At 70.9% G+C, this 24673-nt stretch carries 24 protein-coding genes; 18 read left to right on the forward strand and 6 right to left on the reverse strand.

What is annotated here, in order from left to right; translation table 11 throughout:
• Positions 1-278: 278 nt before the first annotated feature.
• From D9599_RS04340 to D9599_RS04420, 17 genes are all read left to right on the forward strand, one after another.
• Entirely contained in the window at positions 279-671 is a 393-nt protein-coding gene (locus tag D9599_RS04340) for a PRC-barrel domain-containing protein (protein ID WP_198380001.1), read from the forward strand.
• 67 nt (positions 672-738) lie between these two features.
• Positions 739-1491 (forward strand): 4-hydroxy-tetrahydrodipicolinate reductase, encoded by a 753-nt coding sequence (dapB, locus tag D9599_RS04345; protein WP_198380002.1) that lies wholly within the window; start codon positions 739-741, stop codon positions 1489-1491.
• Between the two features lie 14 nt (positions 1492-1505).
• Entirely contained in the window at positions 1506-2069 is a 564-nt protein-coding gene (locus D9599_RS04350; protein WP_198380003.1) for a DUF7002 family protein, read from the forward strand.
• Between the two features lie 119 nt (positions 2070-2188).
• Positions 2189-2767, forward strand: a complete 579-nt coding sequence (locus tag D9599_RS04355; protein ID WP_198380004.1) for a YSC84-related protein — start codon at positions 2189-2191, stop codon at positions 2765-2767.
• Between the two features lie 95 nt (positions 2768-2862).
• Positions 2863-3909: an Ldh family oxidoreductase gene (locus D9599_RS04360; RefSeq protein ID WP_198380005.1), complete on the forward strand. Its 1047-nt coding sequence runs from the start codon at positions 2863-2865 to the stop codon at positions 3907-3909.
• Positions 3910-4082: 173 nt separating this feature from the next.
• On the forward strand, positions 4083-4580 hold the full coding sequence (locus tag D9599_RS04365; RefSeq protein ID WP_198380006.1) for a TIR domain-containing protein: 498 nt from the start codon (positions 4083-4085) through the stop codon (positions 4578-4580).
• Positions 4577-5443, forward strand: a complete 867-nt coding sequence (locus D9599_RS04370; protein WP_198380007.1) for a DUF4231 domain-containing protein — start codon at positions 4577-4579, stop codon at positions 5441-5443. The genes D9599_RS04365 and D9599_RS04370 overlap by 4 nt, the downstream gene beginning before the upstream one ends.
• 76 nt (positions 5444-5519) lie before the next feature.
• A complete protein-coding gene (locus D9599_RS04375; RefSeq protein ID WP_198380008.1) occupies positions 5520-6083 on the forward strand; it encodes a transposase in 564 nt (187 codons plus the stop codon).
• A gap of 100 nt (positions 6084-6183) precedes the next feature.
• Positions 6184-7371: a methionine adenosyltransferase gene (gene metK, locus D9599_RS04380; protein ID WP_198380009.1), complete on the forward strand. Its 1188-nt coding sequence runs from the start codon at positions 6184-6186 to the stop codon at positions 7369-7371.
• A 165-nt stretch (positions 7372-7536) separates the two neighbouring features.
• On the forward strand, positions 7537-8301 hold the full coding sequence (locus tag D9599_RS04385; protein WP_198380010.1) for a tRNA (guanosine(46)-N(7))-methyltransferase TrmB: 765 nt from the start codon (positions 7537-7539) through the stop codon (positions 8299-8301).
• A gap of 247 nt (positions 8302-8548) precedes the next feature.
• A complete protein-coding gene (gene rimP, locus D9599_RS04390) occupies positions 8549-9217 on the forward strand; it encodes a ribosome maturation factor RimP (RefSeq protein ID WP_198380011.1) in 669 nt (222 codons plus the stop codon).
• A gap of 5 nt (positions 9218-9222) precedes the next feature.
• Positions 9223-10965 carry a transcription termination factor NusA gene (nusA, locus tag D9599_RS04395; RefSeq protein ID WP_198380012.1) on the forward strand — a complete coding sequence of 581 codons (1743 nt, stop codon included), beginning with the start codon at positions 9223-9225 and terminating at the stop codon, positions 10963-10965.
• A 7-nt stretch (positions 10966-10972) separates the two neighbouring features.
• Complete coding sequence (locus D9599_RS04400; RefSeq protein WP_232480127.1) at positions 10973-11959, forward strand: RNA-binding protein; 987 nt, start codon at positions 10973-10975, stop codon at positions 11957-11959.
• An 89-nt stretch (positions 11960-12048) separates the two neighbouring features.
• On the forward strand, positions 12049-15513 hold the full coding sequence (gene infB / locus D9599_RS32675; RefSeq protein WP_408906381.1) for a translation initiation factor IF-2: 3465 nt from the start codon (positions 12049-12051) through the stop codon (positions 15511-15513).
• An 82-nt stretch (positions 15514-15595) separates the two neighbouring features.
• Positions 15596-16039 (forward strand): 30S ribosome-binding factor RbfA, encoded by a 444-nt coding sequence (gene rbfA / locus D9599_RS04410; protein WP_198380013.1) that lies wholly within the window; start codon positions 15596-15598, stop codon positions 16037-16039.
• 23 nt (positions 16040-16062) lie between these two features.
• Entirely contained in the window at positions 16063-16431 is a 369-nt protein-coding gene (locus D9599_RS04415; RefSeq protein ID WP_043835299.1) for an acyl-CoA thioesterase, read from the forward strand.
• A gap of 286 nt (positions 16432-16717) precedes the next feature.
• Positions 16718-17737 carry a UV damage endonuclease UvsE gene (locus D9599_RS04420; RefSeq protein ID WP_198380014.1) on the forward strand — a complete coding sequence of 340 codons (1020 nt, stop codon included), beginning with the start codon at positions 16718-16720 and terminating at the stop codon, positions 17735-17737.
• A 247-nt stretch (positions 17738-17984) separates the two neighbouring features.
• Here D9599_RS04420 and D9599_RS04425 read toward each other — a convergent pair whose 3' ends face one another.
• From D9599_RS04425 to sppA, 6 genes are all read right to left on the reverse strand, one after another.
• Positions 17985-19169 carry a fumarylacetoacetate hydrolase family protein gene (locus D9599_RS04425; protein ID WP_232480128.1) on the reverse strand — a complete coding sequence of 395 codons (1185 nt, stop codon included), beginning with the start codon at positions 19167-19169 and terminating at the stop codon, positions 17985-17987.
• Between the two features lie 331 nt (positions 19170-19500).
• Positions 19501-20823 carry an aspartate aminotransferase family protein gene (locus tag D9599_RS04430; RefSeq protein WP_375373033.1) on the reverse strand — a complete coding sequence of 441 codons (1323 nt, stop codon included), beginning with the start codon at positions 20821-20823 and terminating at the stop codon, positions 19501-19503.
• Entirely contained in the window at positions 20820-21884 is a 1065-nt protein-coding gene (locus D9599_RS04435; protein ID WP_198380016.1) for a phosphotransferase, read from the reverse strand. The genes D9599_RS04430 and D9599_RS04435 overlap by 4 nt, the downstream gene beginning before the upstream one ends.
• A 25-nt stretch (positions 21885-21909) precedes the next feature.
• Positions 21910-22269, reverse strand: a complete 360-nt coding sequence (locus D9599_RS04440) for a lipopolysaccharide assembly protein LapA domain-containing protein (RefSeq protein ID WP_198380017.1) — start codon at positions 22267-22269, stop codon at positions 21910-21912.
• Between the two features lie 45 nt (positions 22270-22314).
• Complete coding sequence (ihfB, locus tag D9599_RS04445) at positions 22315-22635, reverse strand: integration host factor subunit beta (protein WP_198380018.1); 321 nt, start codon at positions 22633-22635, stop codon at positions 22315-22317.
• 60 nt (positions 22636-22695) lie between these two features.
• Entirely contained in the window at positions 22696-23874 is a 1179-nt protein-coding gene (gene sppA / locus D9599_RS04450; RefSeq protein WP_309228533.1) for a signal peptide peptidase SppA, read from the reverse strand.
• Positions 23875-24040: 166 nt separating this feature from the next.
• Between sppA and D9599_RS04455 the strand changes: the two genes are divergently transcribed.
• On the forward strand, positions 24041-24457 hold the full coding sequence (locus D9599_RS04455) for a hypothetical protein (protein WP_198380020.1): 417 nt from the start codon (positions 24041-24043) through the stop codon (positions 24455-24457).
• Positions 24458-24673: the final 216 nt, after the last annotated feature.

A 24673-nucleotide genomic window follows, 5' to 3' on the forward strand; every position in this document is an offset into this window, starting at 1 on the left:
ACGGCGCCCCCCTGGACCGCCGGCCTTGTTACGACATCTCATCATCGGGGCACCGCCCATCCCCTGCAAGCGAGGATTGCGCCCGCCCGACCGCGCCGAAAGGGCCGCGCCAACCCCCGGCCGCAGGCCCGGAGATCGATCGGACACAGCACCGAACGGCCGTGAAATGCCCGCGCCCGCCGCCGCCCGCAAGAAGAAAACGCCGCCCCGGCCGCCCCCGGGGGCCAAACCCCCCGAGCCCCGCGCGCGTTCCCAGCGAAGCCCGAGGGAACCCCCCCATGTCCAACCCACCCATGTCCGGCAAGCCCGCGCCCGCCCGCCGCCTCATCTCCGCCGACAAGGTCGAGGGCACCGTCGTCTACAACCGCGCCGGCGAGCACCTCGGCACCATCGACACCCTGATGATCGACAAGGTCACCGGCCGCGTTGCCTTCGCCGTCATGTCCTACGGCGGCTTCCTCGGCATCGGCGAGAGCCAGCACCCGCTGCCCTGGTCCGTCCTCACCTACGACACCGACCGCGGCGGCTACGTCGTGGACCTCACCCGCGAACAACTCGCCGCCGCCCCCACCCACGACACCGACGACGAGGAGAACGACCTCAGCGACACCCACGGCCGCCGCGTCTACGACTACTACAAGGCCGAACCCTTCTGGCTTGACCCTGGCTGACCCCCTTCCCCCCGCGGCCCTTCCGCCCGAAAACCCCCTCACCAAACCTCAAGGGGGGCACGACGCCATGGCCAAGATCGGCATCCTCGGCATCTCCGGCCGCATGGGCCAGCTCCTGGCGGAGGAAGTAACGGCCGCCGGCGCCACCCTCGCCGGCGGCACCGCCCGCCGCGGCGACCAGTGGCCGAGCGACCCCAACGCCCTCGCCCGCGTCAGCGACGCCCTCATCGACTTCACCACCGCCGACGCCGCCCCCGCCCACATCCAGGCGGCGGCATCGGCCCGCAAGCCCTTCATCCTCGGCACCTCCGGCCTCGACCGCGCCCAGGAAGCCGCCCTCCACGAGGCCGCGAAGATCATCCCCATCGTCTACGCCGCCAACTTCGCCCCCGGCGTGAACCTCCTCCTCGCCCTCGCCGAGCGCATGGCCGCCGCCCTGCCCGGCGAAACCTACGACGCCGAAATCCTCGAGACCCACCACCGCCAGAAGATCGACGCCCCCTCCGGCACCGCCCTTGCCCTCGGCCGCGCCGTCGCCGCCGGCCGCCACACCACCCTCGAGAAGGCCGGCATCGAATCCGGCCGCCACGGCCACACCGGCGCCCGAAAGCCCGGCGCCATCGGCTTCGCCGCCCTCCGCGCCGGCCAGGTCGTCGGCGAGCACACCCTCCTCTTCGCCTCCGGGGAGGAACACATCGCCCTCACCCACCGCTCCTTCGACCGCCGCGTCTACGCCACCGGCGCCGTCCGCGCCGCCCTCTGGGCCCTCAAGCAGCCCCCCGGCCTCTACGGAATGAAGCACGTCCTCAACATGGCCTGAGCCTGGCCACGCCGATGGACTTCGCCCGCCACAACCCGCACCTCTTCCACGTCACCCACCGAACGGCCCTCCCCAGCATCCAGGCCCACGGCCTCCTCCCCACCGCCAGCCTCGCGACCGGCACCCCCACCACCGAGAACCGCGAGGCCTGGACCCCCACCCCGGCGCCCGACGGCAGCACCGCTTGGCTCCGCTGGCAGAACATGCCCGAAGCCCCCATCGCCGCGCGCCTCCACCCCGCCATCCCCCCGGCGGCCTGGCGCCTCTTCATCAACAGCATGGTCTTCCTCTTCGCCAGCGAGGCCGACGCCCGCCGCCTCGCCGCCAGCCCCCGCGACACCGAGAGGGACCAGATCACCCTCCGCTTCGAGACCGCCGCCCTCCTCGACGCCGGCTGCGCCCTCCTCACCTGCCGCTGGAACAACGGCTACCTCGACCGCAGCCCCGCCACCGCGCGCCGCCTCCGCCGCTACGACGACTACCGCCCCGCCGCCCTCTGGCACCGCGGCGAACCCCTCGGCGAGATCACGGCCTTCGGCGGAATCCCCGCCGGCATCCCCTTCGAACCCCTGGCCTGACGGCCCGACTTTTCAGAATGAAACACCCGCCCGACAAGGCGTAACCCCCGCAGCCACCCGCCCCGGCACCGCGTTCCGTCCCCGGCCCCCACAACGGCCCCCGGACGGAACCCCCCACCATGACCCACCACACCCGCCGCACCCTCGCGACCCGCCTCCTCCCCGCCGCCGCCCTCACCCTCGCGGCAGGCACCCCGCTCCTCCGCCCCACCCTCGCGCAAGCCGCCACCCGCACCGAAATCGACGCGGACGTCGCCGCCGCCCTCACGCGCCTCCAGAACCTCCCCCAGCCCCGCGCCCTCTTCGCCCAGGCCCGCGCCACCCTCATCTTCCCGCGCATCATCCAGGGCGGCTTCGTCGTCGGCGGCCAGTACGGGGAGGGCGCCCTCCTCGAAGGCGGCACCACCCGCGGCTACTTCAACATCGCCGGCGCCTCCTTCGGCCTCCTCATCGGCGCCCAGGCCTCCGGCCTCGCCATGTTCTTCATGACCCAGGAAGCCCTCCGCGCCCTCATGAACGCCGAAGGCTGGGAAATCGGCACCGGCCCCACCGTCGTCGTGCTGGACCGCGGCGCCCAGATCAACGCCACCTCCACCACCCTCCGCGAGCCCGTCTACGCCGTCACCTTCAACCAGGAAGGCCTCATGGCCTCCATCGCCCTCAACGGCACCAAGATCACCCAGATCCGGCCGTCCTAAAGGCCGGCTCTGGCGGCCCGGGGAGGCGCCGCCTCCCCGATACCCCTCCGCCGGGGGGTGGACGCACCCCCCGGACCCCGCGATCTAATAGCGGGATGGAAAACGTCCTCACCGTCCCCGCGGAATTGCTGCACAAGCAGCTCACCACGGTCTTCACCACCTGGGGCATGAACCCCGACGACGCGAACACCGCCGCCACCATCATGGTCGAAACCGACCTCTCCGGCGTCGATTCCCACGGCGTCGGCATGCTCCCCTTCTACCAGATCGCCGTCCGCGAGGGCCGCCTCCACCCCCGCGCCACCCCCACCATCGCCCACGACCGCGGCCCCGCCGCCCTCATCGACGCCCACCACTGCATCGGGCACGTCGCGGCCAACCTCGCCAACAACACCGCCATCGCCAAGGCCAAGGAACACGGCATCGGCGTCACCGCCGTCACCAACTCCACCCACTACGGCGCCGCCGGCTGGTACGCCCGCAAGGCCGCCGAAAACGGCCTCATCGGCATCTCCCTCACCAACTCGCCCCCCCTCCTGGTCCCCGTCCGCGGGAAGGACCCGGCCCTCGGCACCAACCCCATCGCCTTCGCCGCCCCCACGAACGACAAGGCCCGCCCCGTCCTGCTGGACATGGCCACCACGACAGTCGCCTACGGCAAGGTCTCCATCGCCCGCCGCGCCGGCAAACCCATCCCCCCGGGCTGGGCCCTCAACCCCGAAGGCCTCCCCGAGACCGACAGCGCCGTCGCCGCCGCTGCCCGCCGCCTCGCCCCCCTCGGCGGCACGCGCGAGCAGGGCGCCCACAAGGGCTACGGCCTGGCCCTGATGGTCGAAATCCTCTGCTCCACCCTCACCGGCGCCCGCATCGGCAAGAACGAGACTGGCCACTTCTTCCTCGCCCTCGACCCCAGCGCCTTCCGCGACGCCGAGGGCTTCTCCGCCGACCTCGACGACCTCCTCGGCCGCCTGCGCGCCAACACCCCCCTCGACCCTGCCCAGCCCGTCCTCATTCCCGGCGACCCCGAGCACGACATGACCATCCGCCGCCAGCGGGAGGGAATCCCGCTGGTGCCGACGCTGGTGGAGGAGGTGAGGGGGGTTTGTGCGGAGAGTGGGGCGGCATTTTTGCTGACGCAGTGAGGGTCTATTTTCGTCACATGTTACGCGTGTGTGCTATGTCGCTTTTAATTAGTCTGGGCGACAAGTGTTTTTCGGTCTACGGCGTGAAACGCTGTCGCGGATCCCTTCAAAGACCGGTGCTGTTTATCTAGAGTTAGTCATCAAATCGGCCGATCGGCAGGAAAGAAGAGCATATGAGTTATCGAAATAAGACCTACGTCATTTTCGATGGTGATAACGATATGTGGGCATATGCCTATATGCTCGGCTGGAAAAATAACGAGCATATTGAATTCGATTTCTATAATGCCCACGACCTCAAAAAGATTGCTGCTGACGCATCCGAGCAAACAGTAAAAAGGATACTTAAAGAGCGGCTAAATAACACCAAGCAGGCAATCGTCGTAGTGGGCGAGGCGACAAAAAATTTATATCGATTTGTGCGATGGGAAATTGAGAGCTGCCAGACCATGGGGATCCCCATCGTCGTTGCTAATCTTAATGGCAAACGCCAGCTTGATGAAGTCCTTTGCCCCCCGCTTATACGCGGAACCGCAGCGATCCATGTGGCGTTCAAAGCAAAGATTATCCAAAAAGCACTCGATGAATTTTGCGAAAACTATGCGGCAAAATATAAATACGGTGCTGACTGGAGGTTTGAGGACAATGTATACAAGAGCTTGGGGCTGTGAAGGAGTCTGAGTTTCCCGCCCTGTACGGGGACGCTAATGCCTTATCGATAAATGCTCAAAAGCAGTTCTTTACTGCGCTGGCCGGAAATCTATCCTGCTTAATCTTTGCTTCCGCCCTTTCCGTTGCAAACTTGCCAAATATTTGGTTCGCCGGACTCCAGGTTGTCACTTTACTTATTGGGCTTGGTCTGACAATTTTTTTGGCTGCTAAAAAGCCGCAGCAGTCGTGGTACGGTGCGCGCGCTCTAGCCGAATCAGTAAAGACGGTAACTTGGCGTTACATGATGCGCGCGGAACCCTACGACATCGATGATGCCAATGCGCGATACCATTTCACAAAAACTCTGAAGAAAATTCTGGATGCTAATCAGCAGGTGATAGCTCAAGCGATGGATACACTGATAACTGACCAGATCACCCTGAAAATGGAGGAGATTAGATCGTCGGGGTTGAAAGAACGACAGCAGTTCTACAAAGAATTTCGAATTTCTGAACAGCAAGAGTGGTATCGCAGAAAAGGACGAACAAACAGCAGAAATTCTAAACGCTGGTTCGTGGCACTGATCATCATAAACTCCTTGGCCATTCTTTGGTCTTTGGGTAAAATGATCTACCCTTCACAAGAACATTGGCCAACCGACATATTTGTTACCGCAGCAGGATCAGTCATGGCTTGGTTGCAAACTAAGCGTTATCAAGAACTAGCTGCCTCTTACACGCTCACGGCACACGAAATTGGTTTACTGCGATTGGAGCAACCGAACAGCCTAGACGAGAATGCTCACTCAATTTTTGTTAGCGACGCCGAAAACGCATTTTCACGCGAACACACACAGTGGCAAGCGCGTCGAGACAAAGATTAGCTCCGGTTGATCCTCCACTTGACAAATAGGACAAAATTCTCTAGGGGCTGCCCCAACGGATCGCCAGGAGCCCCCAGTGCCCCACCCCCGCCCCTGGTCCCCCCTCACCGACGCCGAATACGCCCTCCTCGCCCCCCACCTCCCCCTCACCGGCCCGGGCCGCCCCATCGCCGACCCTCGCGCCCGGCTGGACGCCATCTTCCAGGCCGTCACCTCAACCCTCCCCTGGCGCCACACCCGCAGCCCCCACGCGGCCACCGACACGGTCCACCGCACCTTCCGCCGCTGGGCCCGCGCCGGCGTCTGGTCCCGCCTCCTGAAGCTCGCCGCCCGCAAGCGCGCCCCCAAAACCCTCCGCCGCCTCATCGACTGGATCGCGGCCTGCCACCGCCGCACCTACCGCATCCTTGGCCTGCCGGTCCTCGCCCTCGCCCGACGCCTGAACATCCCCAACGCCCTCCCAGGCCCCTCCTGGATGCTCCCCGACCCGAATTTGTCCGAAATGGTTCATCGCTGCGTTTTCTGGGCGCTTTCCCAACCTCTCACCCAGGCCATCCGCCCCTACCTCCGCAACTGCATCCGTCTCCTCCGAACGGCCGAGGGCCGGCGCCGCATCCCAGCCTCCCTCATCCCGCAATGACCCCTGCCTTGACCCCCCCGCGCCTGGAAGCGATACCCCCCCGCCGCCCGGAAACCGGGATCCCGGCTTCCATCCACGCGACAAGAGGCTGAATCACGCCATGCGCGACAAGGGCGAGTACCTGTTCACCTCGGAGTCCGTCTCCGAGGGCCACCCCGACAAGGTGGCGGACCGCATCTCCGACACGGTGCTCGACACCTTCCTGGAAGCCGACCCCTACGCGCGGGTCGCCTGCGAGACCCTGGTCACCACCAACCGCATCATCATCGCCGGCGAAACCCGCGGCCCCGGCGACATCACGCCCGAGCTGCTGATGCACCGCGCCCGCCTCGCCGTCCACGACATCGGCTACGACCAGGAGGGCTTCTCCTGGCGCAACGCCCACGTCGAGTGCCACCTCCACGCCCAGTCCGCCCACATCGCCCAGGGCGTGGACGCCGCCGGCAACAAGGATGAGGGCGCCGGCGACCAGGGCATCATGTTCGGCTACGCCTGCCGCGAGACGCCCGAGCTGATGCCGGCCCCCCTCTACTACGCCCACCTCATCCTCCGCCGCATCAGCGAGGCCCGCCGCAACGAGGACGTCACCGCCAAGGGCCTCCTCCCCGACGCCAAGTCCCAGGTCACCCTCCGCTACGTGGACGGCAAGCCCGTCGGCGCCACCAGCGTCGTCGTCTCCACCCAGCACGAGGAAGGCCTGACCCAGGACGCCGTCCGCGCCCTCGTCCTCCCCTTCATCGAGACCTCGCTCCCCCCCGGCTGGATGCCCTCCGCCGAGGAAATCTACGTCAACCCCACCGGCACCTTCGTCATCGGCGGCCCGGACGGCGACTGCGGCCTCACCGGCCGCAAGATCATCGTGGACACCTATGGCGGTGCCGCCCCCCACGGCGGCGGCGCCTTCTCCGGCAAGGACCCCACGAAGGTGGACCGCTCCGCCGCCTACGCCGCCCGCTACGTCGCCAAGAACGTCGTCGCCGCCGGCCTGGCCGACCGCTGCACCATCCAGGTCTCCTACGCCATCGGCGTCGCGAAACCCCTCTCCGTCTACTTCGACCTCCACGGCACCGGCCGCGACATCGACGAGGCGAAGCTCACCAAGGTCGTCTCCGACATGGTGAACCTCTCCCCCCGCGGCATCCGCGAGCACCTGCACCTCAACCGCCCCATCTACGTCCCCACCTCCGCCTACGGCCATTTCGGCCGCACCCCCGACGCGGAGAAGGGCACCTTCACCTGGGAGCGCACCGACTTGGCCGCCGAGCTGAAGCGCGCCTTTAACCGCTGATCAGGAATCTGTTGACGTTTTGTTCTCACCTGTTCTAGGTTCCCTCTCACCGGACGCCCCCCTTGTCCGGTCCACCTCCCCCAAGGTGGAGCGAGCCTGATCAGGCCATAAAGGGCCGTCCCGCCTCCCCCGCGGGGCGGCCCTTCCCCTTTTCAGGCCCCCTCGATGCCCCACGACAGCACCCGCCCCGCACCCCCCGCCGAGGGCATCCCGGACCGCCTCTACGGCCGCCGCCGGGGCCACCCCCTCCGCCCCCGCCAGCAGCGGCTCCTCGACCTCACCCTCCCGCGCATCACCCTGGCCACCCCCGCTGCCCCGCGCGAAAGCTTCCCGATGGCCGCCGAGGCCCTCTGGCTCGAGGTCGGCTTCGGCGGCGGCGAGCACGCCCTCGAACTCGCGCGGAACAACCCAGCCACCGCCCTCATCGCCTCCGAGGTCTTTGAGAACGGCCTCTGCTCCCTCCTCACCACCCTCGTCCCCGAGGGCGAGGAAGCCAGCGCTCCCCTGCCACCCAACCTTCGCCTCTGGCCCCGCGACGCCCGCCCCCTCCTGGCCGCGCTCCCCGACGCCTCGCTCGACCGCCTCTTCCTGATGTTCCCCGACCCCTGGCCCAAGGCCCGCCACGCCAAGCGCCGCTTCACTCACCCCGCCCTGCTGCCCCTCCTGGCGCAGAAGCTGCGCCCCGGTGCCGAGTGGCGCATCGCCAGCGACGACCCGACCTACCAAGCCTGGGTAGATGAGGTGATGGCCACCCAGCCCTTCTTCACCCTCGCCGAGCACCACGACACCCATCCCGAGGGCTGGCCCCGCACCCGCTACGAGGCCAAGGCCCTCCGCGAGGGCCGCTCGCCGCGCTGGTGGGTGTGGCGGCGGAACGGCGAAGCCAGAGAGGGCTCTGCCCTCTCCGGACCTCACCCGCCAGGAGCCTGAGGCCCCTGGACCCCCGTCTGGCTGTCGCGGAACCTTCCTTCACGGGCAGTCGCCTCGGGTCATCGACCCGAGGCGCACCGTCCGCCGAGCATTCCCAACTTGAAGAAAAAGATGAGTGGGGGTCTGGGGGAGAGAATTCTTTCTCTCCCCCGGGGCCACCGGCGCCGGCCCATCAAGGCAATGCTTGTAGGACAGGCCCCGCCCCGCTATATGAAGGGCTGACAAGACAATCCGCCGGTTCAGGGGGGTGGCCTTAACGGGCCGCCTTTTTTCGTTTTTGAGCGACGACCTTCCTCAGCACGAGGGCCTCGAGGCCCGTATCGCAGCCGCCATCGCCCCGACCTTGGGTGCGATGGGGTACGAGCTCGTGCGCGTGCAGATCCAGGGCCGCGAGCGGCCGACCGTACAGGTCATGGCCGACCGGGCCGATGGCAGCCTCATCGGCGTCTCGGACTGCGAGGCGATCTCCCACGCGGTGGGGGCCGTGCTGGACGTGGACGATCCGTTCCCGGGCGTTTGGAACCTTGAGGTTTCCTCGGCGGGGATCGACCGGCCGCTGATGCGGACGAAGGACTGGGTGCGGTTTGCCAGCCACGTGGCGACGGTGGAGATGACCATCCCGCACGAGGGGCGGCGGCGTTTCCGTGGCCGCATCCTCTCGGCGGACGAGAACGAGGTGCGGCTGAAGCTGGACGAGGGCGCCGAGGTGGTGCTGCCCCGCCGCGACATCCGCCGCGCGAAGCTGGTGCTGACCGACGAGCTGATCGCCGCCACCGCCCAGCCCGAACCCGACAGCGCCGATGCCGGGGAGGCCCCGAAGAAGGCGCCTCGGCGCTGGCGTGCCCCCGCGACCGGCACGCAGGACGGCGAGAAGCCCGCCCGCGCCCCGCGTCGCCCCCCGTCCGAGAGGAACTAGGAACCATGGCCGTGGACGTTGCCATCGCCCGCCCGGAGCTGCTCCAGGTCGCGGAAGCGGTCGCCCGCGAGAAGATGATCGAGCGCGAGGAGGTCCTCGAGGCGATGGAGCAGGCCATGTCCAAGGCCGGCCGCGCGAAGTACGGCCAGGAGAAGGACATCCGCGCCACCATCGACCGCCGCAACGGCGAGGTCCGCCTCTCCCGCTGGACCGAGATCGTGGATCAGGAGCCGGTTGAGAACGAGGACACCCAGATCCCGCTCCGCATCGCCCTCAAGTTCAAGCCGGACGCCGAGGTGGGCGGGCACATCGTGGACCCGCTGCCGCCGATCGACTTCGGCCGCATCGCCGCCCAGACCGCCAAGCAGGTGATCGTGCAGCGCGTGCGCGAGGTCGAGCGCAAGAAGCAGTTCGACGAGTACAAGGACCGCGTCGGCGAGATCATCAACGGCGTCGTCAAGCGCACCGAGTACGGCAACCTCATGGTCGATCTCGGCCGTGCGGAGGCGCTGCTGCGCCGCGACGAGACGATCCCGCGCGAGGCCTTCCGCAACGGCGACCGCGTGCGCGCCTATATCTACGACGTGCGCGAGGAGCAGCGCGGGCCGCAGATCTTCCTCTCCCGCACCCATCCGGGCTTCCTGGCGAAGCTCTTCGCGCAGGAGGTGCCGGAGATCTATGACGGCATCATCGAGATCAAGGCGGTGGCCCGCGACCCGGGCTCGCGCGCGAAGATGGCGGTGATCTCGCGCGACAGCTCGATCGATCCCGTCGGCGCCTGCGTCGGCATGCGGGGATCCCGCGTGCAGGCGGTGGTGGCGGAGCTCCAGGGCGAGAAGATCGACATCATCCCCTGGTCGAACGACATGCCGACCTTCATCGTGAACTCGCTCGCCCCCGCCGAGGTCACGAAGGTGGTGCTCGACGACGAGGGGCGGCGCGTCGAGGTCGTGGTGCCGGACGACCAGCTCAGCCTCGCCATCGGGCGGCGCGGGCAGAACGTGCGGCTCGCCTCGCAGCTCACGCGCTACGACGTGGACATCCTGACGGAGGCCGAGGAGAGCGAGCGGCGCCAGGAGGACTTCCGCAAGCGCTCCGGCCTCTTCGTCGAGGGGCTGGACGTGGACGACGTGATCGCGGGGCTCCTGGTGACCGAGGGCTTCTCCTCGCTCGAGGAGATCGTCGAGATCGAGGACGAGGAGCTCGCGAATATCGAGGGCTTCGACGAGAACGTGGCGGCGGAGCTCAAGCGCCGCGCCCAGGCCTCGCTCGAGCGCCGCGACAACGAGCTGGACGAGAAGCGCCGCGCCATGGGCGTGGACGACAAGGTGGGCGAGGTCGGCGGCTTCACGCCCGCGATGATGGTCTCGCTCGGCGAGAAGGGCGTGAAGACGCTCGACGACCTCGGCGACCTGGCGGCGGATGAGCTGATCGAGATCCTCGGCGCGGACAGCGTCGACGAGGAGACGGCGAACGCCATCATCATGGCCGCCCGTCAGCGCGCCGGCTGGTTCGGCCCCGAGGAGCAGGCCCGCGCCGAGGAGGAGGCGGCCGCCGCTGCCGCCGAGGCCGAGGCCGCCGCGCTGGCCGAGGCCGAGGGCTACGACGAGGCGGTGGAGGCCGAGGGCGACGACGCGGTGGAAGCCGCTGACGGCGACGTGACGGAAGCGCTGGCCGAGGATGATGCCGCCGAGGACGCCCCCGAGAATGCCAAGGACGGCGAGGAGAACGGCGACGCCCGGGCCTGATCCCCAGATGCCGGACGGCACCCCCGACGAGGTGCCGCCCGGCGCTTCCCCCGAGGCGGCGGGCCCGCTTGGCGAGGCCTCTGGCCCGCCGAGCGAGGCCTCCGGTCCGCTGGGCCAGCCGGACGCGGAGGAGCGCGGGCCGCTTCGCCGCTGCATCGTCACGCGCGAGAGCCAGCCGAAGGAGGCGATGATCCGCTTCGTGCTCGGCCCGGCGCGGGAGCTGGTGCCGGACCTCGGCGGGCGCATGCCCGGGCGGGGAATGTGGTTGAGCGCGCGCGGCGATGTGCTAGAACGCGCTCTCAGCCGCGGGGCCTTCACGAGGGCCGCCCGCGGCCCGGTGCATCCGATGCCCAACCTGCGCGCGGCGATCGCGGACGGGTTGCGTCGGCGTATCCGGGACCAGGTCGGTCTCGCGCGGCGCGCGGGGCAGGCGGTGGTCGGCTTCCAGCAGGCGCGCGAATGGCTCCAGGCCGGACGCGCGGCCCTGCTGGTCGAGGCGGCGGATGGAAGCGCGTCCGAGCGGTCGCGGCTGGTGGGTGGCCATCCGGTCCCCGTCGTCGCGGTGCTCGACGCGGCGGAGCTGGGTGCGGTGTTCGGTCGGGATCACGCGGTCCACGTGGCGGTGGCGGCGGGCCGGCTGGCTGGGGGCATCCTCGCGGAGGCCGCCCGGCTCGCCGGCGTGCTGAGCGATGAGCCGGCCGCCGCGCCACGTCGCGGCCCGGGGCCGAGGCATAGCCCGGCGGAGGCGAGGGACGGCAGACGGGGGAACAAGGCCCCTGGCACCGAGCCCTCCGAGGCGCCACATGGCGCGGCAAGGGCCCGTCCGCAGAGGACGGGCGAATTGGGCCACCCGGCAGCGGGCGGCCCTGACGAGGCGACCCGGGGGAAGAGCCCCCGCGGTGGCCATGGCCCGGCGTCCCGGAAGGACGGCAGGCAGGAAGCGCGCCCTCGGCGCGGAGGGGAGCCGGCCGTGCCAGTGACGCAAAAGCAATGAGCCGCTAGCCGGCCAGACGGCAACGGGGTTGCGGGGAAGGTGCTTCCCCCTGGCCCCATCGGGACCATGCCTATGGCATGGCCCTGGGGATGCGCGCCCCTGACGGCGCGATGGAATGGATGGGCCGCCCCTCGGGTGCGGCCGGCGCCCGGGGGCAGAACCCGGCGGGTGCCTTGGAGATGAGTGTGCCGGACAGCAAGCTGGATACGGAAAACCCGGGTTCGGGTGACGACAACACGCAGGATGGGGCGAAGGGCCGGCTGTCGCTGCGCCCCGGTGGACGCATGGAGCTCGGCAAGACCGAGCAGGCCGGGAGCGTGCGCCAGTCCTTCAGCCATGGCCGCAGCAAGACCGTGCAGGTCGAGGTCGTGAAGAAGCGGGCGACCGGCCCGGGCGGCGCCCCCGCCGCGGCCGGCGCTGCCCCGCGCCCGGCCGGCCCGCAAGCCGCGGGTCCCGCCCGTGCCGGCGGCCCGCCCCGCGCCGGCGGCCCCGCCCGTGCTGCTGGCCCGGCGCCGGCCCCTGGCCGTCCGCTGACCCAGGGCGAGCAGGCCAACCGCCTGCGCGTGCTGGAGGAGATGCGGCGCCAGGAGGCGGAGCGGCAGCGCCAGGAGCGCGAGCAGCAGGCGCTGCTGGTGCGTTCCGCCAACGAGGAGGCGCAGCGCCGCCAGGAGGAGGAGCGCCGCGCGGCCGAGGAGGCCGCTGAGCGCGCCGCCGAGGCGCGCCGCCGTGCCGAGGAGGAGGCGCGCCGCGCCCAGGCCGAGGCACCGCCCCCGGCCCCCGCGCCGGTGGAGGCCCGTGCGCCGGAGCCTCAGGCCCCCGCGCCGGAAGCCCCCCGTGCGCCCGAGCGGCCGGTGGAGCGCGCGCCCGAACGCCCGGCGCCCGCCGCCGCTCGCCCGGCCCCTGCGCCGCGCCCGGCCGAGGAGGCGCCCCGCGCCGCCACGCCGCGCGAGGATCGTGGTCCCGGTGGCTTCGGAACCCGCCCCGCGGCCGGTGGCGACCGCGGCTACGCGCAGCGGCCGGCGGCTGCCCCGAGCGGCGACCGCGGCTATGTGCAGCGCCCCTCCGCCAACCCGAGCGGCGACCGTGGCTACGTGCAGCGCCCCGCCGCGGGCCCGAGCGGCGACCGCGGCTACGTGCAGCGCCCCGCCGCGGGCCCGAGCGGCGACCGTGGCTACGTGCAGCGCCCCGCCGCGGGCCCGAGCGGCGACCGCGGCTACGCGCAACGTCCTGCTGGTGCCCCCGGCGGTGACCGCGGCTATGTGCAGCGTCCGGCCGGCGGCCCCGGCGGTGATCGCGGCTATGCGGCGCGTCCGGCCGGTGGCCCGGGCGGTGATCGTGGCTACGCCCAGCGTCCTGCCGGTGGTCCCGGTGGGGACCGCGCCGGCTACGCCCCGCGCGCCGGTGGCCCGGGCGGCTACGGCGCTGGTGCGCCTCTCGCGGCGCGTCGGCCCGGCCCCGTGCCGAGCAGCCTGCCCGCCGGCGGCCCCAAGCTGTCGCTGCGTCCGCGCGGCCCCGGCGAGGGTCCGCCCCCCGGGAGCATGGAGGACGAGAACCGCCGTCCGCCGCCGCGCCGCCTCGGCGGACCCAGCCCGCTCGCGGCGCGCAAGCCGGTGCCCGCGCCCGCCAAGAAGGGCCTGACCCCGACCGACCGCAAGCGCGAGGGCCGGATCGACGTTCAGGCGGCGATCGAGGGCGATGACGATCGCGGCCGCAGCCTGGCCTCCGTCCGCCGCGCCCGCGAGCGCGAGCGGCGGCAGGCGGAGCTCGCGCGGCTTCGCTCGGGCCAGGAGCGCGTCGTTCGCGACGTGGTCATCCCCGACGTCATCACCGTGCAGGAGCTGGCGAACCGTATGGCCGCCCGCGCCGGCGAGGTGGTGAAGGCGCTGTTCCGCATGGGCGTGATGGCGACCATCACGCAGTCCATCGACGCCGACACGGCGGAGCTGGTGGCGACCGAGTTCGGCCATCGCGTACGCCGCGTCTCGGAAGCCGACGTGGAGCAGGGGCTGGAGGGCGAGGCCGACACCGAGGAGGCGCTGGAGCCGCGCCCGCCGGTCGTCACCATCATGGGCCACGTCGACCACGGCAAGACGAGCCTGCTGGACGCCCTGCGCAAGACCGACGTGGCGGCGCGCGAGGCCGGCGGCATCACGCAGCACATCGGCGCCTACATGATCCAGATCCCCAGCGGGGACCGGGTCACCTTCATCGACACGCCCGGCCACGAGGCCTTCACGGCCATGCGGGCCCGCGGCGCTGGCGTGACGGACATGGTGGTGCTGGTTGTCGCGGCCGATGACGGTGTCATGCCCCAGACGATCGAGGCGATCCGCCACGCGCGGGCGGCGAACGTGCCGCTCATCGTGGCCGTCAACAAGATCGACAAGCAGGGCGTGAACCTCGACCGCGTGCGGCAGGAGCTGCTGCAGCACGAGGTCGTGGTGGAAAGCCTGGGCGGCGACGTGCAGGAGATCCAGGTTTCGGCGACCAAGGGGACCAACCTCGACAAGCTGCTCGAGGCGATCATCCTCCAGGCCGAGATCCTCGACCTGCGCGCCAACCCGAACCGCGCCGCCGAGGGCACGGTGCTGGAGAGCAAGCTCGACAAGGGGCGCGGCCCGGTCGCGACCGTCCTCGTGCAGAAGGGCACGCTCAACCAGGGTGACATCGTCGTGGCCGGCGCCGAGTGGGGCCGGGTGCGCGCGATCATCGACGACATGGGCATCCCGCTGACGGGTGCCGAGCCCTCGGAGCCGGTGGAGATCCTCGGCCTGTCCGGCGTGCCGTCGGCCGGCGAGACCTTCGTCGCCGTCGAGGACGAGACGCGGGCGCGCGAGATCACCGAGTTCCGTCAGCGCAAGGCGCGCGAGAAGCAGACCGCCGCGGCGGGGGCTGCGCGCGGCACGCTGAACGACATGCTGGCCCGCATCCAGGCGGGCGAGCAGAAGGAGGTGGCGGTCGTCGTCAAGGCGGACGTGCAGGGCTCGGCGGAGGCGCTCGGCGTCACCCTCGGCAAGCTCTCGCGGGACGAGGTCAGGGTGCGGGTGCTGCACTCGGCGGTCGGCCAGATCACCGAGAGCGACATTCAGCTCGCCAAGGCCTCCAACGCCGTGGTCGTCGCCTTCAACGTCCGCGCCACGGTGCAGGCGCGGGAGCTGGCGACGCGCGACGGGGTCGAGATCCGCTACTACTCGATCATCTACGAGGTGGCCGACGACATCGAGAAGCTGGTCCGCGGCAAGCTCGCCCCGATCCAGCGCGAGAAGTTCCTCGGCTACGCGCAGATCCTGCAGGTCTTCGAGGTCAAGCGCCTCGGGAACATCGCGGGCTGCCGCGTGACCGAGGGCGTGGTCAAGCGCGGGGCGGGTGTCCGCCTGCTGCGCGACGGCGTGGTCATCCACCAGGGCACGCTGTCCACGCTGCGGCGCTTCAAGGATGACGTGAAGGAGGTCGCGAACGGCTACGAGTGCGGCATGTCCTTCGCGAACTACAACGATATCCGCGTCGACGACCAGATCGAGTGCTACGAGACGGAGACGGTGGCGGCGGTCTGATCCGCCCCACCCCTTCGGGACGACCATCCCGCCGCGCCCGGTACGAACCGGGCGCGGCGGACCCTTTTAAGGCTCTTTGACTATGCCCAAGCACATCGCCAAGACGGCCGCCCCCTCCCAGCGGATGCTCCGCGTGGCGGAGGAGGTGCGGCACGCGCTCTCCTCCGTTTTCGCGCGCGGCGACCTGCGCGACCCCGAGCTCGCGGATGCGCGGGTGACGGTGACGGAGGTGCGCGCCTCGCCCGACCTGAAGCACATGACCGTCTTCGTCTCGCGCCTGGGCGCGACGGCGGACAAGGCGCTGCTCGACCTGCTGCGGCGGAACCAGCTGGAGCTGCGGCGGCAGGTGGCGCGCACCGTTCGGCTGAAATTCGCGCCCGAGCTTCATTTTCAGGCCGACACGGCGCTCGATCATGCGATGCATATCGACGCGCTGATGCGGCGGCCCGAGGTCGCGCGCGACCTGGGCCCCCGCGAAGCTAGCTTGGGCGAGCCCGACATGGAGCAGGACGACCAGACGCCGTGAACGAGCCCCACCAGCCGCCCGAGATGGCCCCGATGATCCGGACCATCGCCATGCCCGCCGATACCAATCCGGCGGGCGACATCTTTGGGGGCTGGCTGATGGCGCAGATGGACCTTGCGGCCGGCAACGCCGCTTCCCGCCGCGCGCGGGGGCGCTGCGCGACCGTCGCGGTGGAGGGAATGACCTTCCACCGGCCCGTCCACGTCGGGGACGAGGTGAGCCTCTACGCGCGCATCCTGTCGGTGGGGCGGACCTCGCTGCGCGTGCAGGTGGAGGCCTGGCGGCGCGAGCGGCACTCGGACCTGCGGGAACGGGTGACGGAGGCGGCCTTCACCTTCGTCGCGCTCGATCCGGACGGGCGGCCGCGGCCGCTGCCGGCGGAGGGGAGCTGAAAGTTGGCGCTGGTGGCGCCCGGAGAGGGCGCTGCCCTCTCCAGACCACACCCGCCAAGGGCCTGAGGCCCTTGGATCCCCCTCTGGCTGTCGCAGACCCTTCCTGAACATGTCGTCGCCTCGGGTCCATGACCCGAGGCGCACCGGCCTTAAAACCATTCAGACAGATAGAAGAAGATGATGGTGAGGGGTTTGGGGAGAGGAAGAATTCCTTCTCCCTCTCCCCAGGGCCACAAGCGCCAGCCATTCCGCTGATACCTCCCGGCCCCCGCGCCGTTGAGGAGGCATGGACACGCCTCGGATTGCCTGGGTCTGCAACTGGCTGGACCCCAGCCTGCCCGTGAAGGAGCAGGCCGCGTTGAACTTGCGGGACACGACGGTGACGGCCCTGCAGCGGCTGGAGCGGTCGGCGGCCATCGAGAAGCTGATGGGCTTGGTGCGGACGAACGGGGAGACGCTGCTGGCGCAGATCTCGCGCACGGCGCGGCTGCCGCCGGGGCAGCGGGCCATGCGGATGGCGAGCAACGTGCTGCCGGCCTACAGCCACCCCGCGATCCGGCCGCTCTACGATGAACCGGTGCTGCGGCGGCTGGTGGAGACGAGCCTGGCGCCGGCGGGGCAGGCGGCGATCCGCGGGGGCGTGCGGCTCTCGCTGCATCCGGGGCAGTACACGGTGCTGGCGACGGAGCGTGAGGGGACGCGCCAGGCGGCGGTGGCGGACCTCGAGTACCACACCGAGGTCATGCGGCTGCTCGGCCAGGCCGGCGGGTGGCATCCTCATGGCGCGCATATCAACGTGCATGCGGGTGCGCGGGCGGCGGGGATCGAGGCCTTCCGCGCTGGGCTCGCGCTGCTCTCGGAGGATGCGCGGGGGCTGCTGACGGTGGAGAACGAGGAGACGGCCTACGGGCTGGAGGACCTGCTGCCCTTGGCGGACGAGTTGCCGATCGTGCTCGACCTGCACCACCACTGGGTGGTGACCGGGGAGTATATCCAGCCGGAGGATCCGCGCGTGGCGCGCGTGATCGAGTCCTGGCGCGGGACGCGGCCGGTGCTGCATGTCAGCGCGCCGCGGCCGGAGCTGGCACCGGGGCAGGACCCGGACGTGCTGCCGGACCGGGAGGCGCTGATTGCCGCCGGCTGCTCAGCGCGCGACCTGCGGGCGCATGCGACGCGGCTGTGGAACCGGGCGCATGCCGAATGGGCGGCGCGGCATCTTGCCTGGGGAGATATCGAGGTGGAGGCGAAGGAAAAGAACCTGGCGAGCGCGGAGTTCGCGCGGGTGTGCTTCCCCGTTCCGGCCTAGGGCTGGTTCTTGCGGGCTTGGAGAGGGCGCTGCCCTCTCCGCACGTCCGAGGCAGTGCCTCGGACCCCGCCAAGGGCCTGAGGCCCTTGGGTCCCCATCTGGCTGTTGCGGGACCTTTCTTTACGTGTCGTCGCCTCGGGTCTTGGACCCGAGGCGCACAGGCGGCGGAAGTTATTCAAAACCGAAGAAAAAGATGATGGTGATGGGTCCGGGGAGAGGAAGAATTCTTTCTTCCTCTCCCCGGGGTTCACCCGCGCAACAGCCCCCGTTGCGCGAGGGAGCGCATGAGCTGGCCCGCGCTGAAGGTCCAGGGCTCGCAGTCGTTGGTGGCGCGCATGCGATTGACGAGGGCGCCCAATTGCGGGGCGGCGATGGTGACGATGTCGTTCATCGCGTGGGTGAAGCCCTTGCCCGGGGCGCCGCGGTCGGCCACGGGCGCGAACATGGTGCCGAGGAAGAGCACGGCGCCATCGGGGTATTGATGGTGCGGGCCGATCATCTGGGCGACGAGGTCGGCCGGGTCGCGGCTGATGAGGGCGATGGAGGAGGAGCCCTCCAGGCGGAAGCCGTCATCGCCCTCCACCACCAGGGTGACGGTGGTCTGGCGGATGCTGTCGAGGGTGAAGCCGCCGTCGAAGAGGCGGAGGAAGGGACCGAGGACGCAGGCGGCGTTGTTGTCCTTCGCCTTGCCGAGCAGTAGGGCGGAGCGGCCCTCCACGTCGCGCAGGTTCACGTCGTTGCCGAGCATGGCGCCGACGATGGCGCCGCGCGAGGAGACGGCGAGCGCCACCTCGGGCTCCGGGTTGTTCCAGGAGGAGGAGGGATGCAGCCCCGCGTCCATGCCGGTGCCGACGGCGGACATGGGCGGGGCCTTGGTGAAGATCTCTGCGTCGGGGCCGATGCCGACTTCCAGGTACTGGCTCCAGGCACCCTGGGCGACCAGCACCTCCTTCAGGCGCATCGCCTCGGGCGAGCCGGGGCGGAGGCGGGAGAGGTCGTCCCCGACGAGGCGCACCACCTCCTCGCGGATGGCAGCGGCGGCGGCGGGGTTGCCGCGGGCGCGCTCCTCGATCACCCGCTCGAGCATGGAGACGGCGAAGGTGACGCCGGCGGCCTTGATCGCCTGCAGGTCCACCGGCGCGAGCAGCCAGGGGCGAGACCGGTCCCGCGTATCGGGCGGAGTGTTGGCGAGGACCTCCGCGAGGGTGCCGATCCGCTCGCCTTCAGCGGCGGCGAGGGCGGCGGCAGGGTCGGGTTCCTCGCAGAGGGCGGAGACGGTGAGGAAATGGTGGGTGACGTCGATGACGTCCTCTCCGCGCAGGGCGACGACGGAGGGGCCGCCGAGCTCGGGGCGCCAGGCACGACCGACGAGCGTGGCCTCCCGCCAGTCGGAGGGCATCACCTGGGCGGGATCGAGCCGGATGTTCGGCATTGGGTTTCCTCGGGCCATTGGCGCGGCGTGGCGCGAGGGGAGGATGGAGGAGCGGGGCGGGGGGTTGAAGCCCCCTTAGCCGGTCTTGGCTAGCCGGCGCCGGTGACTCCGGGGGAGGAAGAAGGAATTCTTCCTCCCCCGGCCCCCTCCGTCATCTTTTTCTTCGAGTTTGAACGATTGTGCGGACGGTGCGCCTCGGGTCGATGACCCGAGGCGACGGCATGTTGGGGAAGGTTCCGCGGCAGCCAGATGGGGATCCAAGGGCCTCAGGCCCTTGGCGGGTGAGGTCTGGAGAGGGCGGCGCCCTCTCCAGAGAGCCGCAGCGCCTACCTCAGAGCACCGCGTCAAGCGTGTCCAGGAAGAGGTCCGCCTGTTCGCGCGAGAGGCAGAGGGGCGGGCGGATCTTGAGGATGTTGGCGCCCGGACCGGAGGCGCTGATGAGGACGCCGCGCTCGCGCAGGGCGTTGACGACGCGGGTGGTCTCGGCGGTGGCGGGTTCCTTCGTCGCGCGGTCCCGCACGAGTTCGGCACCGATGGAGAGGCCGGCACCGCGGATGTCGCCGAGGAGCTCGTGGCGGGCGGCGAGGGAGCGGAGGCCGTCGAGGAGGTGGGCGCCGATGGTGGCGGCGTTGGCGGGCAGGGCTTCGTCGCGCAGGACCTCGAGCACGGCGAGGGCGGCAGCGGCGGAGACGGGGTTGCCGCCGAAGGTGTTGAAGTAGCGGGCGCGGCTGCCGAAGCGCTCCAGCAGCTCGGGGTGGATGGCGAGGCCCGCGACGGGGTGGCCGTTGCCCATGGGCTTGCCCATGGTGACGATGTCCGGCTCCGCGCCGTGGCGCTCGAAGCCCCACATGCGGCCGGTGCGGCCGAAGCCGGGCTGGACCTCGTCGGCGATGAAGAGGGCGCCGGCGGCGCGGGCGGCGGCGGCGGCCTCGGCGAGGAAGCCGGCGGGGTCGGGGAAGACGCCGTCGGAGGTGAACATCGTGTCCACCAGCAGCGCGCAGGGCCGGATGCCGTGGCGGGCGAGGTCAGCGAAGGCGGCGGCGATGCTGGCCGCGAAGCGGGCGGGCATGTCGGGGCCACCGCGATAGGCGTCGGGCGCGGGGACGGTCGCGACGTGGCGGCCGAGCGGGACGCCCTCGCCAAGGGAGGGGGAGAGTTCGGCGAGCGACGCGGTGACGCCGTGATAGGCGAGGGAAGTGACGACGATGCCCTCGCCGCCGGTGTGGGCGCGCGCGATGCGCAGCGCGAGGTCGTTCGCCTCCGAGCCCGTGCAGGTGAACATGACGTGGCCGAGGGCGGGCGGCAGGGTGGCGAGGAGGGCCTCGGCGAGGTCGAGCACCGTCTCGTGGAGGTAGCGGGTGTGGGTGTTCAGGCGCGCGGCCTGGGCGGCGATGGCCTCCACCACGCGGGGGTGCGCGTGGCCGAGGGAGGCGACGTTGTTGTAGCAGTCGAGGTAGCGGCGGCCCTCGGCGTCGTAGAGCCAGGCGCCTTCGCCGCGGACGAGGTGGAGGGGGTTCTCGTAGAAGAGGCGGTAGGCGGGGCCGAGGAGGCGCTGGCGGCGCTCGACCATTGCGCGTTCCCGCGGGGAGAGGGCGGTGGCAGCGCTGGGGTCGAAGGCGTTGATCATCGCCATGCCGCGCGGGGGACTGGTCATTCTTCCGCTCCCATTCTCTCGGCGGACAGGCGGGCGAGGGTTTCGAGGCCGGCGCCGGCGCGGGGCAGGTTGCGCCTGATATAGGCGGCGTTCTCCGGCTGGAGGCGGGAGCGCCAGGCCACGATGAGCACCGTCATGGCCATGCGGGTGGCGATCAGCGCGGGGAGGAGCGCGGCCTCCTCTTCCGCCAGGGGGAGGACGGCGCGGTAGCCGGCGAGGAAGGCGCGCGGGCCGGCGAAGGGGTCGCCTTCGGGCGAGAGGAGGTAGGCGCAGGCGGTCGCGACCTCCTGCAGGCGCGGGGCGCGGAGCATGTCGCCAAAGTCGATGAGGCCGGTCAGACGCGCGGGGTCCCCGGGGTCCACGAGGACGTTGTGGGGGTTGAGGTCGTTGTGGATGACGCCGCCCGGCAGGGCGGCGAGAACGGGGGCGGCCTGCCCCTCGAAGCGGTCAAGCGCGGCCTCGGCGAGGGCACGGAGCGCGGGGTCCCCGACGTCCGGCAGGAAGGCGCGCAGCCGCGAGGCCTCGCGCAAGTCCCAGACGAGGCGGCGGGTCTCGGCAGGGTGGGAGAAGCCCTCCAGCGCGCGGTTCAGGCGGGCGGCAAGGCTGCCGAGCGCGCGGGCACGGGCGGGGCCTGCCGCCGCGGTCATCGGCACGCCCGGCAGGTAGGTAAGGACGCGGAGCAGGCACGGCCGTCCGTCCCGCGCCGGGTGGGGGATGGCAGTGGCGCCGCCGCCCGCGCGAAGAATGCGGGGCACCGGAAGCGAGGGGGCCGCGCCCTCGAGGTGGAGGAGGGCGGCGGTCTGGAAATGGGTGATCGCCGGCGGCTCGTCGGGATGGGCGAGCTTCACCAGGAGGGGCTCGGCGCCGTCCTGGTCGAGACGGAAGTTGCGGTCGCGCTCCCCGCCCAGCAGGTGGAGGGTGCCGGCGAGGGACCAGTGGGCGAAGAGGGCGTCGCGCAGGGGCGGGACCGCGATGTCCGGCGGGGCGGCGAGGATCAGTGGGTCGTTTAGAGGACTGGGCAGAGGACTGGGCAGAGGGTTGGGCAGCGGGTTGGCGGGCATGGGCGGTGACCGGCCGCGGGGCCGGTCAGCTGGCCAGGCGGACCGCGCGGCTGCCGTTGTCGGCGTACATGGCCTCGTCCCGGGCGACCGTCTCGGCCTCTACGCGCTTCGCCTCACGGGCGCGGAGGGTGTTCAGCTCGGCCTGGGCGGCCTCGCCATCGCGGATGCGGGCACGGGCGCGGCGGCGGGCAGGGCCGCCGGCGGCCCAGGAGACGAAGGCGCCAAGGAGGAAGGCGACGGCGGCGAAGAGGAGCACGACGGTCGCGAGCGGCGCCTGCCAGGTGAGGTCGAAGGGCCAGAGCGACACCCCCACCGGCTGCTGGTTCGACACGGCGAAGAGGATGAGGACGATTAGCAGGGGCGCGATCAGCAGCCAGCGCAGCATGGGGGTAGCTCCCGGGTATCGGCCGCCGTTCCCGGCGGGAGAGGTCTAGTCGCGGACGGCGACGACGCGGCGGGACTGCTGGAGCGGGCCGCCATTGACCCTTTCGCGCAGTTCCTTGCCCGGCTTGAAGTAGGGGACGGCCTTGCCGGAGACCGCAACGGACTCGCCGGTGCGCGGGTTGCGCCCCGTGCGCGCGTCGCGCTTCTTGGCGGAAAAGGCGCCGAAGCCGCGCAGCTCCACCCGATCCCCGCGGGAGAGGGCGGCCGTGATCTCCTCGAAGATCGTGGCCACGATCAGCTCCACGTCCGGCTGGCGCAGGTGCGGGTTGGCGGCGGCGAGGGCCGCGATGAGCTCCGACTTGGTCATCCAGCTGATGTCATGGGTGCGGTCATCGGGGGTGGCTGTCCTCTGGGGCCCTGGTGCCCCTCATCGTCCGGAAGGCTGCCAAACCGCCCAGGCGCCGTCAACGCCAAGCCCTTCTGAAACCACGCTTTTCAGGGTGCCCCGCAGCACGGAAGCCACGCCGCTGCCCAGCGCCTCGCCGAAGGAGGCACCGAAGGCGCGCTCGCGCAGGTCGCGGGCGCGGAGGTCGCGCACGGGCATGTCGGCGGGGATGTTGTGCGTGGCCGCTAGGTGGGCGCGGGCCTCGGGCTCGCCGCCGATGGCGTCCACCAGGCCGGCGGCGAGGGCCTGGCGCCCGGTCATGATGCGGCCGTCGGCGAGGGCGCGGACGCGGTCCTCGGGCATGTGGCGGCCCTCGGCGACCATGTGGATGAACATGGCGTGCAGGTCGGAGACGACGGCGGTGAGCGCGGCCCGGCCCTCCTCACTCAGTGGACGGAAGGGGCTGGGCTGGTCCTTCAGCGGGCCGGAGGCGATGGTTTCGGCCCGCACGCCGAGGCGCTCGAGGGTCTCGTGGGCATCGAAGGACTGGAGCAGCACGCCGATCGAGCCGGTGACGCTGCTCTCCCGCGCGAAGATGCGCTCGGCGGGCATGGCGATCATGTAGCCGGCCGAGGCGGCGGTGCCGCCGAAGAGGGCGACCACGGGTTTGCCGGCGTCGCGGAAGCGGGTGAGGGCGGCGTGGAGCGATTCACCGCCAGCCACGGTGCCACCGGGGCTGTCCACGGCGAGCAGCATTCCGCGCACGGAGGAGGACTTCCTGGCGCGATCGATCGCCTCCAGCAGCGGGCGGTCGTCGGTGATCGTGCCGGAGACGGTCAGGCGCAGGAGGTGCGGGCCGCCGAGGCCGAGATCCGCTAGGGCCGAGGGGCCGTTCTCGCGCGTGCCGGCGAAGGCGAGGGCGACTCCGGCGATCACAACGAGCACGGCGAGCGCCCGCCAGAGGCCGCGGCTGCGCTTGAGGCGGCGCCGGTCGAGCAGGAGGTCCGCCTCCAGCCCGCCGGGCGGGGCCACGGGCCCGCCGGGCGACGCGGCGGGGGCGGATGGGGAGGAGGGGTCGGCCATGCCCGGGGATATGCGCGCGCCCGTGCGACGGCGCCAGGGGCGGGATGTCGCGCCGGCGGCGCGTGGGAAGTGTCGCGCCGGCGGCGCGCGGGAGGTGTCGCGCCGGCGGCGCGCGCGGGGGTGTCGCGCCGGTGACACGCGCGCGATACCGCGGCAACGGCCTGGAGAATGTCGCGTGACGGAAACGGTACGGAAGACTAAGATATCCAGTGTCAGTCCACCTCGCGGCCGGCATCCCGTGCCCTGGGAAGCCGCCGGCTCGGACGCGCGGCGCGGCCCCGCGAAGCGAACGGAACCCCTCCCGATGCGTCTGCTCCTCCTCGTCCTCTCGGTGCTGCTTCTTGCCCCCTCCGCCCAGGCGCAGACCCAGCTCCGCTCCCGCGCGATCGCGAACTCGACGACGCCGCCCTCGACCGGTGATGCGACCTGCGACGACGCGGTCGCTGCCTGGCGGGCCTGCATCGCCGCCTCGCCGAAAGCCCCGGCCGACCGGGCGCAGGCGAATACCGAGGTGGACAAGTTCGTGCGTGACGTCTTCGATGCCCGCGGCTCGCACCGCGACGACCTGATCCGTGCCTGCGGGCCGACGGCCTCCGGCTATCGGCTGATGGCGGAGAACGGGACCTGCGCGGGGAACATCACGGGAGCACGTGACGACCAGGCGACGCGCGTGGGGGCTCCGGCGGGAGCCGTTGCGGCACAGCGGCGGGGGCAGCGGTAAGGGCCCTGGCGGCGCTTGCGATTTTGGGGAGAGGAAGAAGGAATTCTCCCTCTCCCCGGACCCCTCACCATCATCCTTTTCTTCGAGTTTGAAGCCCTAAACGGCCGGTGCGCCTCGGGTCATCGGCCCGAGGCGACTGCAGGAGCAGGAAGGTTCCGCGAAGCCAGATGGGGATCCAAGGGCCTCAGGCCCTTGGCGGGCGAGGCCTGGAGAGGG

This window comes from Roseomonas sp. KE2513 (genome assembly GCF_016107305.1).
Taxonomy (GTDB): domain Bacteria; phylum Pseudomonadota; class Alphaproteobacteria; order Acetobacterales; family Acetobacteraceae; genus Roseomonas.

Excerpts from the sequence above, each read along its gene's own strand:
- D9599_RS04350 (WP_198380003.1), top strand. The coding sequence starts at position 1,506 with ATGGACTTCGCCCGCCACAACCCGCACCTCTTCCACGTCACCCACCGA.
- D9599_RS04400 (WP_232480127.1), top strand. The coding sequence starts at position 10,973 with ATGCCGGACGGCACCCCCGACGAGGTGCCGCCCGGCGCTTCCCCCGAG.
- D9599_RS04340 (WP_198380001.1), top strand. The coding sequence starts at position 279 with ATGTCCAACCCACCCATGTCCGGCAAGCCCGCGCCCGCCCGCCGCCTC.
- infB (WP_408906381.1), top strand. The coding sequence starts at position 12,049 with ATGCGCGCCCCTGACGGCGCGATGGAATGGATGGGCCGCCCCTCGGGT.
- D9599_RS04425 (WP_232480128.1), bottom strand. The coding sequence starts at position 19,169 with ATGCCGAACATCCGGCTCGATCCCGCCCAGGTGATGCCCTCCGACTGG.
- D9599_RS04415 (WP_043835299.1), top strand. The coding sequence starts at position 16,063 with ATGGCCCCGATGATCCGGACCATCGCCATGCCCGCCGATACCAATCCG.
- D9599_RS04430 (WP_375373033.1), bottom strand. The coding sequence starts at position 20,823 with ATGACCAGTCCCCCGCGCGGCATGGCGATGATCAACGCCTTCGACCCC.
- rbfA (WP_198380013.1), top strand. The coding sequence starts at position 15,596 with ATGCCCAAGCACATCGCCAAGACGGCCGCCCCCTCCCAGCGGATGCTC.
- D9599_RS04420 (WP_198380014.1), top strand. The coding sequence starts at position 16,718 with ATGGACACGCCTCGGATTGCCTGGGTCTGCAACTGGCTGGACCCCAGC.
- dapB (WP_198380002.1), top strand. The coding sequence starts at position 739 with ATGGCCAAGATCGGCATCCTCGGCATCTCCGGCCGCATGGGCCAGCTC.
- D9599_RS04385 (WP_198380010.1), top strand. The coding sequence starts at position 7,537 with ATGCCCCACGACAGCACCCGCCCCGCACCCCCCGCCGAGGGCATCCCG.
- D9599_RS04440 (WP_198380017.1), bottom strand. The coding sequence starts at position 22,269 with ATGCTGCGCTGGCTGCTGATCGCGCCCCTGCTAATCGTCCTCATCCTC.
- D9599_RS04435 (WP_198380016.1), bottom strand. The coding sequence starts at position 21,884 with ATGCCCGCCAACCCGCTGCCCAACCCTCTGCCCAGTCCTCTGCCCAGT.
- ihfB (WP_198380018.1), bottom strand. The coding sequence starts at position 22,635 with ATGACCAAGTCGGAGCTCATCGCGGCCCTCGCCGCCGCCAACCCGCAC.
- nusA (WP_198380012.1), top strand. The coding sequence starts at position 9,223 with ATGGCCGTGGACGTTGCCATCGCCCGCCCGGAGCTGCTCCAGGTCGCG.
- D9599_RS04360 (WP_198380005.1), top strand. The coding sequence starts at position 2,863 with ATGGAAAACGTCCTCACCGTCCCCGCGGAATTGCTGCACAAGCAGCTC.
- D9599_RS04355 (WP_198380004.1), top strand. The coding sequence starts at position 2,189 with ATGACCCACCACACCCGCCGCACCCTCGCGACCCGCCTCCTCCCCGCC.
- D9599_RS04455 (WP_198380020.1), top strand. The coding sequence starts at position 24,041 with ATGCGTCTGCTCCTCCTCGTCCTCTCGGTGCTGCTTCTTGCCCCCTCC.
- D9599_RS04365 (WP_198380006.1), top strand. The coding sequence starts at position 4,083 with ATGAGTTATCGAAATAAGACCTACGTCATTTTCGATGGTGATAACGAT.
- metK (WP_198380009.1), top strand. The coding sequence starts at position 6,184 with ATGCGCGACAAGGGCGAGTACCTGTTCACCTCGGAGTCCGTCTCCGAG.